This is a genomic window from Streptomyces phaeolivaceus (assembly GCF_009184865.1).
GTDB classification, from domain to species: Bacteria; Actinomycetota; Actinomycetes; order Streptomycetales; family Streptomycetaceae; genus Streptomyces; species Streptomyces phaeolivaceus.
The window spans coordinates 5,485,352-5,501,622 of sequence record NZ_CP045096.1; the positions used below are offsets into that span (position 1 = coordinate 5,485,352).

9 protein-coding genes are annotated in these 16,271 nt (G+C 68.5%); 5 read left to right on the forward strand and 4 right to left on the reverse strand.

The features are described from left to right. Positions 1–180: 180 nt before the first annotated feature. The 3 genes from F9278_RS25865 to F9278_RS25875 all read left to right on the forward strand — a co-directional run bounded on the left by F9278_RS25865 (position 181) and on the right by F9278_RS25875 (position 2,066). Complete coding sequence (locus tag F9278_RS25865) at positions 181–1,164, forward strand: DNA-directed RNA polymerase subunit alpha (protein WP_152170447.1); 984 nt, start codon at positions 181–183, stop codon at positions 1,162–1,164. A gap of 130 nt (positions 1,165–1,294) precedes the next feature. Next, complete coding sequence (locus tag F9278_RS25870) at positions 1,295–1,711, forward strand: hypothetical protein (RefSeq protein ID WP_152170448.1); 417 nt, start codon at positions 1,295–1,297, stop codon at positions 1,709–1,711. Between the two features lie 133 nt (positions 1,712–1,844). Next, positions 1,845–2,066 (forward strand): DUF2180 family protein, encoded by a 222-nt coding sequence (locus F9278_RS25875; protein WP_152170449.1) that lies wholly within the window; start codon positions 1,845–1,847, stop codon positions 2,064–2,066. 355 nt (positions 2,067–2,421) lie between these two features. Here F9278_RS25875 and F9278_RS25885 read toward each other — a convergent pair whose 3' ends face one another. From F9278_RS25885 to F9278_RS25895, 4 genes are all read right to left on the reverse strand, one after another. Beyond that, positions 2,422–3,402, reverse strand: a complete 981-nt coding sequence (locus F9278_RS25885) for a TerC family protein (RefSeq protein WP_152170451.1) — start codon at positions 3,400–3,402, stop codon at positions 2,422–2,424. Between the two features lie 512 nt (positions 3,403–3,914). Next, complete coding sequence (locus F9278_RS25890) at positions 3,915–4,310, reverse strand: hypothetical protein (RefSeq protein ID WP_152170452.1); 396 nt, start codon at positions 4,308–4,310, stop codon at positions 3,915–3,917. Positions 4,311–4,413: 103 nt separating this feature from the next. Further along, a complete protein-coding gene (locus F9278_RS46315; protein WP_159062686.1) occupies positions 4,414–4,587 on the reverse strand; it encodes a hypothetical protein in 174 nt (57 codons plus the stop codon). 194 nt (positions 4,588–4,781) lie between these two features. Beyond that, positions 4,782–5,474, reverse strand: a complete 693-nt coding sequence (locus tag F9278_RS25895; protein WP_193241630.1) for a uracil-DNA glycosylase — start codon at positions 5,472–5,474, stop codon at positions 4,782–4,784. A gap of 336 nt (positions 5,475–5,810) precedes the next feature. Between F9278_RS25895 and F9278_RS25900 the strand changes: the two genes are divergently transcribed. Both F9278_RS25900 and F9278_RS25905 read left to right on the forward strand, forming a co-directional pair. Next, entirely contained in the window at positions 5,811–9,488 is a 3,678-nt protein-coding gene (locus F9278_RS25900; protein WP_193242036.1) for a LamG-like jellyroll fold domain-containing protein, read from the forward strand. A gap of 209 nt (positions 9,489–9,697) precedes the next feature. Next, positions 9,698–16,171, forward strand: a complete 6,474-nt coding sequence (locus tag F9278_RS25905) for an RHS repeat-associated core domain-containing protein (RefSeq protein ID WP_152170455.1) — start codon at positions 9,698–9,700, stop codon at positions 16,169–16,171. The last annotated feature ends 100 nt before the right edge of the window (positions 16,172–16,271 follow it).

The window sequence follows — 16,271 nt, forward strand, 5'->3', positions numbered from 1 at the left end:
TTCTCTCGGCGTGAGTGTCCGGACGGTGCCCGCATCCGGCCTCGGCTCGGGTCGCGCGTATGACACGGGTCGCGTTTCAACCGGGGGTCTCGATGAGCCTCAGGGAGACCCAGAGATTGTCGACGCTCTGATGTCCATGACGCCCGCCAGTGGGCACCGAATAGCCGGAGGCTTCACCTCATGCTGATTGCCCAGCGTCCCTCGTTGACCGAAGAGGTCGTCGAGGAGTTCCGCTCCCGGTTCGTGATCGAGCCGCTGGAACCGGGCTTCGGTCACGCCCTCGGCAATTCCCTCCGCCGTACCCTCTTGTCGTCCGTTCCGGGTGCGGCGGTCACGTCCATCCGCATCGACGGCGTTCTGCATGAGTTCACCACCGTGCCCGGCGTCAGGGAGGACGTCACCGACCTGACCCTCAACATCAAGCAGCTGGTCTTCTCCTCGGAGGACGACGAGCCGGTCGTGATGTACCTGCGCAAGCAGGGTCCGGGTCTGGTCACCGCCGCCGACATCGCCCTGCGGGGCAGCGTCGAGGTGCACAACCCCGACCTGGTCCTCGCCACGCTCAACGGCAAGGGCAAGCTGGAGATGGAGCTGACGGTCGAGCGCGGTCGCGGTTACGTCTCCGCCGTGCAGAACAAGCAGGTGGGCCAGGAGATCGGCCGTATCCCGGTCGATTCGATCTACTCGCCGGTTCTGAAGGTCACATACAAGGTCGAGGCCACGCGTGTCGAGCGGCGCACCGACTTCGACAAGCTGATCGTCGACGTCGAGACCAAGCAGGCGATGCGTCCCCGTGACGCCATGGCCTCCGCAGGCAAGACCCTGGTCGAGCTGTTCGGTCTGGCCCGTGAGCTGAACATCGACGCCGAGGGCATCGACATGGGTCCGTCCCCCACGGACGCCGCCCTCGACGCCGACCCGGTGCTGCCGATCGAGGAGCTGGGGCTCACCGTTCGGTCGTACAACTGTCTCAAGCGCGAGGGCATCCACCTCGTGGAAGAGCTCGTCGCCCTGTCCGAGGCCGACCTCCACGACATCCGCAACTTCGGTGCGAAGTCCATCGACGAGGTCAAGGCGAAGGTGGCTGGCCTGGGCCTGGCCTTCAAAGGCAGCCCCGAAGGCGAACCTCACGCCACCTACGGAAGCGCGGGTGTGTCAACTTGACGGCTTTGTCTCACATGCGGAGATGACGGAGAGCAGAGATGGATGCACGCCTGGGGGAAGGACGCCGACGTCAGCGGCACCGCTCTGCCACCGTGGTGATCGGCGAGCCCGGATCCGGCACCCTCCACCAGTGCCCCGACCCGTGGAGTGTCCCGGCGACCGGCAGCCGGACGGCCAGCAGCTCGGCCCCGGCCACCGGCGGACGCGGCAGAAGCTGGGCGTGCCGTTCGGGCGCCGGCCGCTGCTCCCGGGCCGAACCGAGCACCGGCAGGGCAAGAGGAACGAGGGAACGCTCAACGGCGCCGCCCGCAGTGGCCCGCGGCAGCGGGCGGCCTGGCAGGCGCTCGTACGGCCAGGGCCGGAACGCCACAGCGGTCACCGCCGGCCATACCGCGCCCGGCAGTCGGCCCGCGCGCCCGGCTGGATCGAGGAAGCGGCACGACAGGCACCGGACGGCCGCTCGGTGACGGTGCCAGGACCCCACGGTTTCCCCTGCATCGCGCCGGAATCCACCACCGCTCTGGTTCTCCGGGCGGCGGGCCCCTGACGTCCGGGAACAGGTGCACCGGCCGCAGAGTGCGTGTGACGTGAGCGTCACCCCCCGGCGACGGCGTGGGTTCACCAACAGTTCGGTGGGGGACCCGTCCCTCGACGGGGGGCGGCATAACCAGGGAGTGATCATGCAGTGCTACGACTGCCTCGCTGACGATCAGGTGACGACCGCGGTGGCGGTGTGCGCTTCCTGCGGTGCTGCCCTGTGCAGGGAGCATGTGCGCGCGGAGCACAGGGAGATCCGGCAGTTGGTCGGCGTGGGGAAGGCCACCCATGAGCCCTCGGCGCGCAGGCTGGTGTGCGGTATCTGCTACGGCGCGGAGAGCCCGCCCTCCGCGTCGGAGACCTGACAGTCGCGCATCACGGCGCGAACCGTCCGCATCCCCGCTGCGGCGGCGGTTCGGCGCGCTCTGCCGCGCGGATCAGCATGCGCGCGGTCGAACCCGGGCCCAGGAGCCGCTCAGGGGCCGGTGTCGTCGGTGGCTCGGTGCGCTGTTCCGGCCGGCGGGCGTACGTATCGCTCGCAGAGCGGGTTGCGACACGGGCCCTCCGCCCATACGGGGACGTAGATGCCCATGGTCTTGTGTCGCTTCACCTCGGAGTGCACGGGGTGTTCGCACGCGGGGCAGAGCCGCTTCGGTGGTCCGGGTGCTGGCGTGGATTCACGCTGCCTTTCGCTTCCCATAGTAATATTTTACGACACATTTAGTTCTCTTTGGGATTTTCTTGGTGTTCGGGCTTCGCGGAGGGTGTCGACGGAGGCCGCAGCACACTGAGCGCCACGGAAGTGGCCAGGACGGTGGCGATCACGGCCAGACTGAGCAAGGAGGGGACCTCGGGGACGGCGGTGCTGATCGTCTCGTGGGACGCCTGGAGGACCAGCTTGACGCCGATGAACGCGAGGATGAGCGCGAGGCCCTTGCTGAGGTAGTGGAACCGGTCGAGCAGGCCCGCGAGCATGAAGTAGAGGGCACGCAGACCGAGGATGGCGAAGGCGTTGCTGGTGTAGACGATGAAGACGTCGCTGCTGACGGCCAGCACGGCGGGGACGCTGTCGACGGCGAAGACGAGGTCGGCCGCCTCGATCGCGGCGACGACGGCGAGCAGCGGGGTGGCTACTCGTCGTCCTGCCTCCCTGACGAAGAACCGGTTGCCCGCGTAGTCGTCCCGGACGGGGACGACCTTGCGCAGGAGACGGACGGCGAGGCTTCGGCCGGGGTCGAAGCTGTCCTCCTCCTCTCTGAGGATTTTGTACGTGCTGTAGAAGAGGACGGCGGCGAACACGAACAGAACGGCGGTGAAGCGGCTGACCACAGCGACACCGGCCGCGAGAAAGATCCCCCGGAAGACCAGCGCGCCGAGCACTCCGAGGAACAGCACTCGGTGCTGGTAGGCGCGCGGCACTTTGAAGTAGCCGAAGATCAGCGCGAAGACGAAGAGGTTGTCGACCGACAGGCTCTTCTCCAGCAGCCACGCGGTCGTGTACTCGACACCGGCGGTCGTGCCGACCACGAGGAAGACGACAGCGCCGAACAGGATCGCCAGGCCCACCCAGACCCCGCTCCACGCGGTGGCCTCACGGAAGCCGATGACGTGCGCCTCCCGGTGCGCGAGCAGGTCCACCGCCAACGACACCAGCACGGTGACGGCGAACACGATCCATAGCCAGAACGGCACGTCATGCACGGATCCGCCCCCTCTGCGCGATCGACCGGAAGACCACTTTCGAGTGTGGGTCACCTGAGGGTGTTTGTCGCTCCGGTCTGGCCCGCGCGACTGCCACGGCGGGCCGGGAGGGCCGCTCCCGGATCCGGTCCGTCGCTCAGAGGCGTCTCCGCCCGGTGATCGCCGCCCGCCCTGCCCGACGGTGGCCCGCTCTGTCTCGTCGAGTCCTGTCCGGCGTGCCGTTCGACTTCAGTCGGCGGGCAACAGCGACGCGCGCGCCGCCGTGGGCCTGCCCCGCGCTCCTGGTCCGCGCCTTCAACCTCTGCCGGGAAACCTCGCCGACCGTCGGCTACGGTGTCCAGCCCTCGCCGCGACGCCGTGCACGCCTTCCGCCGAGACGCGGACACATCTTGGCGCGACAGCGGTGTGCGGGTGTCGACAAGGCTGTGCGGGACGAGCCCGCCGTCGTCACGATCGTCATGGCGAAGCCCTCGGCCACTGGTGCGGCGGTCGCGGGCTTCAGAGCGGGATGGTCACGGCCCAGCGGTCGGCGATGCTGGGAGGGGAGCCGTGCCCGGAGCGTCGGCGGAGGGCTGCGACGTCGCGCCTCCGGTGCTCGGAACAGGTGTGACATGCTTTTCATCCGCTGTGGGGTGGTTTGTCGACCACAGTACGGCCACCAGACCGACGGCGCAGGCACCGCCGACGAGCAGTGCGGGCAGCCGTCGCGGGGAGCGCACCAGGTGTAGCCCCCACCAAACGGCGCACGCCGCAGTGAAGACCGCGATCGTCGGGGTGAGGTCGCCGTTCTTGTAGGTGATCAGCAAGGCGTCGTGGTTGGTGGCCACCACCAAGAGCGTCGCGTAGAGCACCGCGACGACCGCGCACACTGCTTCCAGCAGGCGTAACGCGCGTCGGCTTCCCCTCATGCCGTACTTCCCTCCAGGTCGTCGACCAGTCCTCCAGCAAACCCGGCATCTCACATGGCTCTGTCGCGCGAGGGCTGCTGCATCCGCGCCGTGGAGCAGCGGTTCATGGGTGCTCGTAGGCGCAGACGCCACTCCAGTCGACGGTTCCGTCACCGACCTGGCTGTACGCCTGCTCGCACTCCTCGCGGTCCGTCGGAGTGTCGGAACCGGTTTCGTCGGAGGCGTAACCGATGGAGCCGAGCACGGCGATGGTGACCACCGATGCCCACAGCGCCAAGGCTCGTTTGGGATTCTTCTCCGCCCATTGCTGAAGTGCTGCTTTACGCCGCACAATCCCCCCTCGGAATCGGATGGCCCGTATAGACCGTCGAGCGCACCTTGTCACCGACGGCAGGAAGATCCGGGCAGTGACGGGAGATCCGCCACCGTCCGCGTCGGAGTCGTTGTGCCGGCACCGGGGCAGGACAGCCGTCAGCCGCCGTCGGTGGGTCGGCCGTCGATGTCGAGCAGGTCTGCCGCTCGGCGTAGGACGTCCAGGATCTCCTGGCGGGCCGCGGGACGGGAAGCGAACACCCGGGGGCTCGGGTGCCAGGTCGTCAGAGTGTGGACCGTCGGCGCGTATCGCTCCTGGTAAGCCGCCCAGCCGGCCTGCGCCTTGCGGCCCATCGGCACGACCACCTCCAGCTTGGGCAGCATGGAGATCACCTCGTGCAGGAAGGGTGCCGCGCGTTGTATCTCCGTCCGTCCGGGGGCGGCGATGCGGTCCGCGGTGCCCAGATACCAGGGCACGATGTTCCAGTGCAGGGACTCCTGGTACGGCAGACCCGCCTCGGTGCGTAGCGTCCAGCAGTTCTGCGCCGTCGGGTCGTCGTTGTCGACGGAGATGATGCCGCTGCCGGTGCGTCTCAGGGTCGCTTCGGCTCCCATGGACTTCTGGCCCGGTGCCTCAAGGAGAAAGAGGCTCCGGGCCTCGGTGCCGCCGGAAGCGGGGTCGAACCACGGCACGGACTCGCCGTCGCCGAGCCGCCCGCGCAGTCTCTCCACCCAGTCGTTCAAGGGGCGTACCGCGGGCTCCGTCCTGACGGCGAGCAGCCGGGCACTCAGTGCGTCGGGGTGGCGCAGGGTTCGGGGGGCCGTGGTGCGAAATCGATCACGTGAGGTCATGGTGCCCGCAGTGTGCCAGGCATGTGTGACAGCACGGCCACGGCCGGCAGCCGCTCCGCTGCCCTTCCCCCTGCCGTACAACCCGCCTGTCGTCGTCCTGCGTGCTCCGGCACGCTGAGCGCTCCACATGCCACTGGCACACCGTAAGTCACATCTTCATCACGGGAGTTTCCGAAGCGTGGCACTAGGCAAAGGTTGATCCATCGAATAGTCAACTTCGAGCGGCGGAAGCCGGGGCGGGATGTGGCTGTGAGACGGGGGATACATGTCAGAGGCGTGCCTGGAAGACGGGGAAGACGGACACGGGGGCTGGCTCCGGGTGTGACCGGGGCGGTGATGCTCGCGCTGCTCGCAACGATGGGTCCGTTGCCGGGAACGGCGGCGGCCGATGCGGCGGCGGAACCCGCCTTGTCGGAGGGACAGAAGGCCCTCGCCGAGGCCAAGGAGTCGGGCGAGCGTGTCGAGGTCGTCGGCGAGCGGACGGAACGTACGACCGTCTACGCCAACCCCGATGGTTTCAGCTTCACGTTGGAGGAGTCCGCGGTTCCGGTGCGGGTGTCCGCGCCTGGTGGGGGTTGGATCACGCCCGACGCCACGCTGGAGGTCCGCGGCGACGGGACTGTGGCGCCGAAAGCAGCCGCGGTAGAAATGGAGTTCTCCGGAGGCGGGACCTCCGACCCACTGGTGAAGATCTCTGACCGAGGCCGGTCTCTGGGGCTCAGCTGGCCTGGCAAGCTTCCCGAACCCGAGTTGGACGGTGCCGACGCGCTGTACCCGGAGGTGCTGCCGGGCGTCGACTTGCGAGTCACCGCGACTACGGAGGGCTTCCGGCACGTCCTGGTGGTCAAGTCGCCCGAGGCCGCCACTTCGGATGACCTCAAGCGGATCGACTACGCGCTGAAGACGACCGGTCTGGACGTCGTGAAGGGCAAGACCGGCAACCTCACCGCGGTCGACGACGACGGCAACCGGGTGTTCCGCGCGCCACGCGCGCAGATGTGGGACTCGGCCGGGGCGGATTCCGCCGACGCCGTATCGGGAAGTCGGCCGATGTCCGTGCGGACGGTGGCCCTGGACACCGAGGAGAGCGACAAGGCCGCGCGCTCCACGGACATCGCGGGCTCCGAGACATCGCAGGAATCGGATCAGGCCGAGCCCGGTGCCTCGCCCACCGAAGACTCCGAACCCCGGGCCGGCGACAAGGTCGCCACGATGGATGTGAAGCTCACCGACGACACGCTGTCGGTGATCCCGGACAGCGGCATGCTCACCGGCACCAAGGATTCGGCCTTCCCGCTGTTCATCGACCCCACGGTGACCTGGGGCGAGTCGGAGCGCACGCTGCTGCGCAGCGACGGTTACGAGTCGTACGGCTGGGGCAACGGTGACGACGGTCTCGGCAAAGGTGTCGGCGAGTGCGGGACGTGGGGCGGGTACTACTGCGGCCCGGGATATGTGCAGCGGTTGTACTTCGAGTTCTCGCCGGCGAGTCTGAAGGGCAAGCACGTCCTGGACGCCACGTTCCGGGTGACCGAGCCGTGGGCGTTCCAGTGCGACCCGCGCTGGGTGGACCTGGTCCGCACGAACAACATCTCCTCGTCGACCACCTGGTCCTCGCGGCCCAAGCACCTGGACCTGATGGGCGACCGGCACGTGTCGGCCGGCCGGGGATCGCTGTGCGACCCGGACTCGCCGGACGCGCCGATCGAGTTCAACGACAACCCCGAGGAGACGGACGAGAACCTCACCTCGACGGTACGGAGCTTCGCGGCGGGCAAGTTCTCGCGGCTCACGCTGATGCTCAAGGCCAAGGACGAGACGGACACGGCGGCCTGGAAGCGGTTCAAGAACGACGCCGTGCTGGCGGTCGACTTCGTCGGTCTGCCCGCCAAGCCCACCGGCATCGGTCTGGTGACCGGATCGGGCACGGTGTGCGAGACGGCCGAGTCGGACCCGGCGGTCGTCTCCGATCCCACCCCGGCCCTGACGGCGACGGCGCAGACCGCGTCCGGCGGTGAGAAGGACGCCCAGTTGCGTGTCGCCCTCGACATGGATCACAAGAACAGCGACGGCACCTGGTCGGACACCACGGCGGGCAACGGCGACCTCGCCCCGTCGAGCGGGTACGTCGGCGACGGTGTGAAACTGACCAAGTCCTGGTCCACGTTGAGCGAGGGGAAGCTCTACCGGTACCGGGCCTGGGTGCGCTCGTACTACAACAGCGGTGGCAGCTATCTCGCGGGGCCGTCGAACGCCTCGACGAGCGGCTGGTGCTACTTCAAGGTCGACCCGACGGCGCCCAAGGCCCCGAAGATCACTGTCGGCAGCCCCTATTCCGTCTGCACCGACACGGCATGCCCGGCCGGTGGTGGTCCCGGCCAGAAGGCCACCTTCACCTTCGGTCCGGCCACCGGTGACTCCAACGTCGCCTACCAGTACAAGCTGTCCACCGCGGACGCCTGGTCGACGCCCGTCAACGGATCGACGGTGTCGAAGGACATCACGCCCAACAGCTCCGGCACGTACAGCGTGTATGTGCGAGCGAAGGACAGCGTGGGCCGCTGGGGCGCGCAGTACGTGGTGGACTTCCTCGTCGCCGCCGGTGAAGGGCCGGTGGGCCGCTGGCACTTCGACGAGCCGGACGGCACCGCGGTGGACTCCGCCACCGCCGACGGCGCCGACAACGCGACGCTGGCCGGAGGCGCGGTGCGTGACGACCGCGGTCGGCGCGGGCTGGTCACGCACGACAGCGAGGGGCAGCCGCTGGAGGAGGCCGTCACGGACAAGGGACTGTCGCTGAACGGGACCACCGCCTACGCCGAGACCAGCGCGCCGGTGCTGGAGACCCGCTCTGCCTACACGGTCTCGGCCTGGGCGCGACTGGACGAGGGCGGCAAGAACGCCTCCGTGCTCGCACAGCCGGGGGGACAGGGCAACACGTTCGTCCTGTGGTACCTCGCTGATGTGAAGCAGTGGTTCTTCGGTGTGCTCGACCAGGACGGCTCCACCCTTCGCGGGAAGTACTCCGTCTACGCCGCCCAGACGGGCGTGTGGACCCATCTGGCCGGCAGCTACGACCCGGCCACGGAGGAGCTGATCTTCTACGTCGACGGCCGTCGGCAGAGTCAGCCCCTGGCGACCGGCGCGGGTTCCTGGGAGTCCACCGGAGGGCTGCAGTTCGGCCGTTACAAGTTCCCCAGCGGCAACTCCACCTACCATTTCCCCGGCTCGATCGACGAAGTCGCCGTCTGGCAGCGGGTCCTGACCCACGAGGAGGTCGCGGACGAGACGAAGCTGTTGATCTCGGAGAACTTCGCCGGCGTCGAGTTGGTGGCCGACTGGAACGCGGCGAGGGGGAGCGGAACGACCGTGGCGGACACCACGTCCGGCTACGGCAGGAGCCTGACCTTGGCCGGCGGCGCCGCCATCAGCGATGAGGCCATCGTCCTGGACGGAGTGGACGACGCGGCCACCGCTCCGGGTCCGCTGGTGTACGACCACGCCCCCTTCACCGTGTCCACGCTCGTCGAGCTGGACTCCGCGAAACTGGTGAGCAAGGACGTCGGATACACCGGCCAGGTCCTGGGCCAGCGGACGGCGGACGGCTCGGCGTGGGGCCTCTGGTACGAGCTGACCGGCAAGGACACCGTGCTCGACGAGGAGACACTGGAGGAGGTCACGAAGCCGGTCGGCGTCTGGCACTTCGGTCGCCTGAACGCGGACGGCACCTTCTCCTCCGTGGTCTCCGACGAAGTGGCCGCCCTGGACAGTCCGGTACGGCTGACCGGCATCTACGACTCGGTGTACGGCACGATCAGCCTCTATCTGGGCTATGGGCAGAACGGTGACGCGAAGGCGTTCACCGTCCAGCTGGGCAGCGGGGACTTCGCCATCGGCAAGGGTTTCACAGGCGGAGCCTGGAAGCACTACCTACCCGCTCGCGTCTCCGAAGTCCGCCTGTGGGCGGGGGCGATGGCGAGCCCGGAGCAGGTCGAAGTCCGCGTGGGCGACTGATCTGATCCGCGTGATCCGGTCCGTGTGAACCGATCCATGCGGACCGACCGATACGTGCGGACCGATCCGCGCGCAAGGAGTGGTGCGGCGCCGCAACAACGGCGTCGCACCACCCGGCCAGCACATGACCTGTCACCGGTGCGGCACCGGTCACCGGCATGTCACTTGTCAGCTATCACGGCTCGGAACAACGGGGTGGTCCAACAACCATGGCTTTTGGCATAGGCACATCAGAAGGAGCGCGGGGCGGGCCGAGACGTCGCGTCGGAGCGATCGTCGCGACCCTGGCCCTCTCGCTCGTCGTTCCGACCGGCCTCACCCCGGTGGCGCAGGCCGCCGGCAAGGGACTCGGCCGGCCGGATGTCCCCGAGCAACGGGTGAGCAAGGTCAGGCAGGTCGACGGGCCCGGCGCCAGGAAGGCCCGCGCGAAGGTCGCCAAGGAGAAGAAGGCCGACGCCGAACGCGCCCGGCAGGCCCGCACGGAACAGCAGTCCGCCTGGCCGCGGCAGGGTGACGCGGTCCTCGACCTGGACACCGGCAAGAGCGCACAGGCGAAGCCGGGCGGCCTCCCCGTCACCGTCGCACTGGCGGACGGCAAGCAGGGCGTCGAGGACGGGACCACGGCCCGGATCACCGTGCTCGGCCAGAAGGCAGCCCAGCAGGCAGGGATCACCGGCGTCCTGCTGACCGCCGAGGCCGACCACGTCGGACGGGCCGAGATCGCCGTCGACTACAGCGGCTTCGCCTCGGCCGTCGGCGGCGGCTGGTCCTCCAGACTGCGCCTCGTACGCCTGCCCGCCTGTGTGCTCGACACACCCGAGAAGGCGGCGTGCCGCACCGCCACCCCCCTCGCGTCCGACAACGACGTCGCGGACCGCACCGTCACCGCCTCTGTCCCGCTGACCGCCACCGACGAGGGCCTCTCGACGCAACTGGCCACTGCCGCGACGGCCGCCGACGCCACGGTGTTCGCGTTGACCGCGGCCGACCCTGGTGCGGGCGAGTCCCCCTCGGGCGCCGGTGACTACTCGGCCACGGAACTCTCGGAGTCCTCCTCCTGGACGGCGGGCGACAACTCCGGTTCTTTCAGCTGGAATTACGACTTCAACGTGCCGTCCGCGGCGGTCGGCCCGGAGCCGGAGCTGTCCCTGTCGTACGACTCGGGCAGCGTCGACGGCCGTATCGCCACCACCAACAACCAGGGCAGCGCGGTAGGTGAGGGCTTCGGTCTGAGCGAGTCCTACATCGAGCGCGGCTACGGCTCCTGCGACGACGACGGCCACGAGGACGTCGTCGACCACTGCTGGAAGTACGACAACGCCCAACTGGTCCTCAACGGCAGGTCCACACGGCTGGTGAAGGTGTCCGGCACCTGGGAGAGCACCTGGCGCCTGGAGAACGACGACGCCTCGATCGTGACCCGGTCCATCGACGCGGACAACGGCGACGACAACGGCGAGCACTGGACCGTCATCACCGGCGACGGCACCAAGTACGTCTTCGGCATGAACAAGCTCGTCGGCGCCGCCGATCAGCGCACCAACTCCACTTGGACCGTGCCCGTCTTCGGCGACGACTCCGGCGACCCCGGCTACGGCAACGGCGACGCCTTCGCCGACCGCGCCGTCACCCAGGCGTGGCGCTGGAACCTGGACTACGTTGAGGACACCCACGGCAACGCCTCCACGTACTGGTATGCCAAGGAGACCAACCACTACAAGAAGAACAAGGCCACCACCGCCAACGCCTCCTACACGCGCGGCGGTTACCTCAAGGAGATCAAGTACGGCCTGCGCAAGGGCGCGCTGTTCACCGACGACGCCGACGCCAAGGTCACCTTCTCCCACGCCGAGCGGTGCACCGCCTCGGACTGCTCCTCGCTGACCAAGGACACCGCCAAGAACTGGCCCGACGTCCCCTTCGACGCCCTCTGCACCGACGGCGACGACGACTGTCTGGCCAACGGGCCCTCGTTCTTCTCTCGCAAGCGTCTCACCGGCGTCGACACCTTCTCGTGGAACGCCGCGACCAGCGCCTACGACCCGGTGGACTCCTGGGACTTCACGCAGGAGTACCTCGACGGCGGCGACATCGGCGACACCTCCGACCACGTCCTGACCCTGAAGTCCATCAAGCGGACCGGCAAGGCCGGCGACACGGCCATCGCCCTCAACCCGATCTCGTTCACCTACCAGTGGCGGGAGAACCGGGTCGACGGCACCGACGACATCCTGCCCCTGACCCGGCCCCGGATCTCCACCGTCACCTCGGAGACCGGCTCGATCACCACCGTCACGCTGTCCTCACCGGAGTGCGTGCGCAGTGAGGTCCTGGGCGCGGCTGAGGACACCAACACCCGCTCCTGCTACCCGAAGTACTGGAACATCAACGGCGCCAGTGAGCCGTCGGTGGACTGGTTCCACAAGTACCGGGTCGAGGCCGTCGTCGTATCGGACCCGGCGGGCCACAACGACGCCGTCGAGTACGCCTACGACTACAGCGGTGCCGCCTGGCACCACACCGACGACCCCTTCACCCCCAAGGCAGAGCGCACCTGGTCCGGCTGGCGCGGCTACCGCCAGGTCACCGTCCACACAGGCGCCGTGGAGACGACCCGCTCCAAGACGGTCTCGCTCTACTTCCAGGGCATGCACGGCGACAAGAAGAAGGACGGCACCACCCGCTCCGTCTCCCTCGCCCCGCTGTCCTCCCCGTCGATCGGGGTGGCGAGCGTCACCGACAGCGACCAGTACTCCGGCATGCGGCGCGAACACGTCACCTACGACGGCTCGACCCCCATAACCGTCGAGGTCAACGACCCCTGGTCGAAGGAGACCGCGCGCCAGAGCGCCCCCTCCGACGCCGCCGACCACGTGGCCCGCTTCGTCCGTACGGAGAAGTCCACCACCCACGCGTATCTGACCGCGACGAAGACCTGGCGCGCCCGCGCGCTCACCACCACCTACGACGACCACGGCATGCCGGTGACCGTCGACGACTCCGGTGAGGTCGGCAAGGGCGGCGACCAGACCTGCACCCGCACCTGGTACGCCCGCAACGCCGAAGCCGGCATCAGCGAGCTGGTCTCCCGCAGCCGTACCATCGGCCAGTCCTGCTCGGTGGCGGACACGAGCCTGAACCTGCCGGCGAACTCCAAGACACGCGGCGACGTGCTGTCCGACACCGCCACCGTCTACGACAACCCCTCGGCCACCGCATGGTCTGCCACCCAGACTCCCACCAAGGGGGCGGCGACCTGGACCGGCCGCGCCACGGGATACGGAACCACGGCGAGTACGGACGGGCTGCGCGCGGCCTCGGGCTGGCAGAGGATCACGGCCACCACGTACGACACTCTCGGCCGCCCCGTCGGCGTCACCGACGCCGCCGGCGAGACCACCAACACCGCCTACACCCCGGTCTCCGCGGGCCCTCTGACGAAGACGATCGTCACCAATCCCATGACCCACAAGGTCACCAGCTTCCTGGACCACCGGCACGGCCAGCCTCTGCGGGTGTACGACGCAAACCTGAAGAAGACCGAGACCACCTACGACGCCCTCGGCCGACTGACGGCGGTCTGGGAACCCAATCGCAACAAGGCCGCCGGCTACAGCGCGAACACCACGTTCAAGTACCGGATCAGCAGCAGTGAACCGTCCTGGGTGTCCACTTCGAAGCTGAAGAAGGACGGCGAGACGTACAACACGGGCTACGAGCTGTACGACTCGATGATGCGCCCGCTGCAGACCCAGACCCCCACCCCGCTCGGCGGCCGGGTGCTCACCGACACCCGCTACGACACCCGCGGCCTGGCCCATGAGACGTACGAGGACATCTTCGACAGCACCACGACCCCCGACGGCACCTACACGCGCGAGGAGTACGGCGAGGCACCCCGGCAGATCGAGACGGCCTACGACGGCGCGGAGCGGATCACGACCAGCACCCTCCACTCGTACGGGGTGAAGAAGCGGTCGACCACCACCAGTTACACCGGTGACTCCACCGCCACCACCGCCGTCCAGGGCGGCTCGGCGACCCGCACCATCGTCGACGCCCGCGAACGGACCGTCGAGACCCGCGAGTACGCGGGCGCCAGCCCGGCCGACCCGCAGTTCGGCGGCGGCTCGGGCACCGCCTCGTACACCTCCACCACGTTCCAGTACACACTCGACGACCAACAGTCCCAGGTCACCGGCCCCGACGGCGCCACATGGTCGTACGGCTACGACCTGTTCGGCCGCAAGACCAGCGCCGACGACCCGGACAAGGGTCTGACCGAGCTGGAGTACGACAGTCTCGACCGGCTCATCAGCACCACCGACTCCTTCGGCCGCGCCGTCCTCTCCGGATACGACGCGATCGGCCGGGTCACCGGCACCTGGACCGGTTCGAAGACCGACGCGAACCAACTGACCGCCCTTACTTACGACTCCTTGCTCAAGGGCCTGCCCGACGCGAGCACCCGCTACGTCGGCGGCAAGACCGGCAAGGCGTACACGAGGACCGTCACCGCCTACGACAGCCTGTCCCGGCCCACCGCCACCGAGCTGTCCCTGCCGGGCTCCGACCCGCTCGTCGCGGCGGGCGCACCGGCCACCCTCGAATTCGAGAACAACTACAACATCGACGGCACGCTGCAGAACAGCAAGGAGCCCGCGCTCGGCGGACTGCCCTCCGAGATCGTCGACTACGGCTACACCGGCACCGGCCAGGTCAGCTCCATAGGAGGCAGCACCGGCTACCTCCTGCACGCCGACTACTCCGCCCTCGGACAGGCCCGGCAGCTCGTGATCGGCACCGCGAACACCGAGGAACACAAGAAGGCGTACGTCACCAACACCTGGGAGGAGGGGACCGGGCGGCTCCTGGGCAGCCATGTCACGGACCAGACCCACCCGTACAAGCTGCAGAACCTCGCCTACACCTACGATCAGGCGGGCAACGTCACCTCCGTCGCCGACACCAGCACGCTGGGCGGCACCGCACCGGCGGAGACCCAGTGCTTCGCCCACGACGGGCACCGGCGCCTGACCGAGGCATGGACACCCGCCTCGCAGAAGTGCTCCGACGCCCGCAGCGCGAGCAGCCTGGGCGGCCGGTCCGCGTACTGGACCAGCTACGGCTACAACGACGCCGGTCAGCGCACCAAGGAGACCGAACACACCTCCACCGGCGACACCACCACGACCTACTGCTACGAGAAGGCGGACCAGCCCCACGCCCTGACCGGCACCAGCACGAAGGCCGACTGCACCGCCCCCGACCGGTCCTACGAGTTCGACAGCACCGGCAACACCACCAGCCGGCCGGACGGCACCGCCACCCAGGACCTCGACTGGTCCGACGAGGGCAGGCTGGCGACCCTGACCGAGAGCGGCAAGACGACCGACTACCTGTACGGGGCCGACGGCACGCTCCTGATCCGTTCCACGGAGGGCGGCGAGCGCGTCCTGTACGTGGGGGCCACCGAACTGCACCTGCGAGCGGACGGCAGCACGTGGGCCCAGCGCCACTACGGCTCGGGCAGCCTGACCGTCGCCGTCCGCTCCAACGAGAGCGGCGCCGACGAACTCAGCTACCTCGTCACCGACCAGCACGGCACGGCCACCCTCGCCATCGACGCCACGAACCAGGAGTTCTCCCGGCGCTACACGACCCCCTTCGGCGCACCGAGAGGCGACACCACCGGGGCCGCCTGGCCCGACGACAAGGGGTTCCTCGGCAAGACCACCGATACCGGCACCGGTCTCACCCATGTCGACGCCCGCCAGTACGACCCCGAGCTCGGCCAGTTCATCAGCGTCGACCCGCTTCTGCAGACCGGTGTGGGGCAGACCCTCAACGGCTACAGCTACGCCGTCCAGAATCCGTCGACCCTCGCCGACCCGTCCGGTCTCGGCGTGCCCGAGTGCAGGGAGCCGCAGAAGTACGGCATCACGTGCCGGGGCGGCATTCCGGTCAGTAGCGGCAAGAAGAAGACCACCGGCAGCGGTGGTGAGGGCCCCGTCCGGGCCTGCCGCTGCGGAGGACGGCCCACACTCGTCAAGGGCATGAAGCCCACCGGACTCGGCGGCATCCCGGGCCGCCGCAACATCACCCTGCCGTCGACACCGCCTCCCACGGGCTGGCTCAAGGTCGTACCTCCGCCCAACCCCGGCCCCAAGCCGAAGGCCGAGGCCAACAAGAACTGGTTCGAGAAGGCAACCGGCTGGCTGCCCTCCTGGGAGGACGTCAAGGACGGCTACGACTACGTCATGTCGTACAGCAGTACATCCGGCCTGTGCGTGAGCGGCAGCGCGATGTTCGGCGCGGGCGTGGAATACTCCGGGTGCTTCATGCGGGTGGGTGACGAATACGCTTTCGCCTGGGTGGAGGAGGACCAGTCGGGTGGGGAAGCCTCCATCGGTGTCACCGCCGGTCTGGTCTGGAGCAATGCGGACTCGATCGATCAGGTCAGAGGTGAGTCGGCAGGTATCGGCGGAAGCGCCGGCCCCTTCTCGCTGAGCCACCGCGGAACTTTCGGAACCAGGAACAGTCGCGGTGACATCGTCCACAGTGTGACGACATCCGCCGGCGCTTTCGGTGGCCTCGGCGGCAATTTCGGTGCCGGAAACACGAGGATCGCCAGCGCGGGAACGGTATTCGGGGAAGTGGGGGATTTCCTGAAGTTCTGGTAAGAACTCGCTGCCGCGCCGCTGTTGTAGACTGCGGCGCGGCAGTCTCAGCACATTTACTCACTTCGCACCGCTGGAGAGGCAATGCCGGGAAGCATGATAT

Excerpts from the sequence above, each read along its gene's own strand:
- F9278_RS25865 (WP_152170447.1), top strand. The coding sequence starts at position 181 with ATGCTGATTGCCCAGCGTCCCTCGTTGACCGAAGAGGTCGTCGAGGAG.
- F9278_RS25875 (WP_152170449.1), top strand. The coding sequence starts at position 1,845 with ATGCAGTGCTACGACTGCCTCGCTGACGATCAGGTGACGACCGCGGTG.
- F9278_RS25890 (WP_152170452.1), bottom strand. The coding sequence starts at position 4,310 with ATGAGGGGAAGCCGACGCGCGTTACGCCTGCTGGAAGCAGTGTGCGCG.
- F9278_RS25895 (WP_193241630.1), bottom strand. The coding sequence starts at position 5,474 with ATGACCTCACGTGATCGATTTCGCACCACGGCCCCCCGAACCCTGCGC.
- F9278_RS25900 (WP_193242036.1), top strand. The coding sequence starts at position 5,811 with ATGCTCGCGCTGCTCGCAACGATGGGTCCGTTGCCGGGAACGGCGGCG.
- F9278_RS25905 (WP_152170455.1), top strand. The coding sequence starts at position 9,698 with ATGGCTTTTGGCATAGGCACATCAGAAGGAGCGCGGGGCGGGCCGAGA.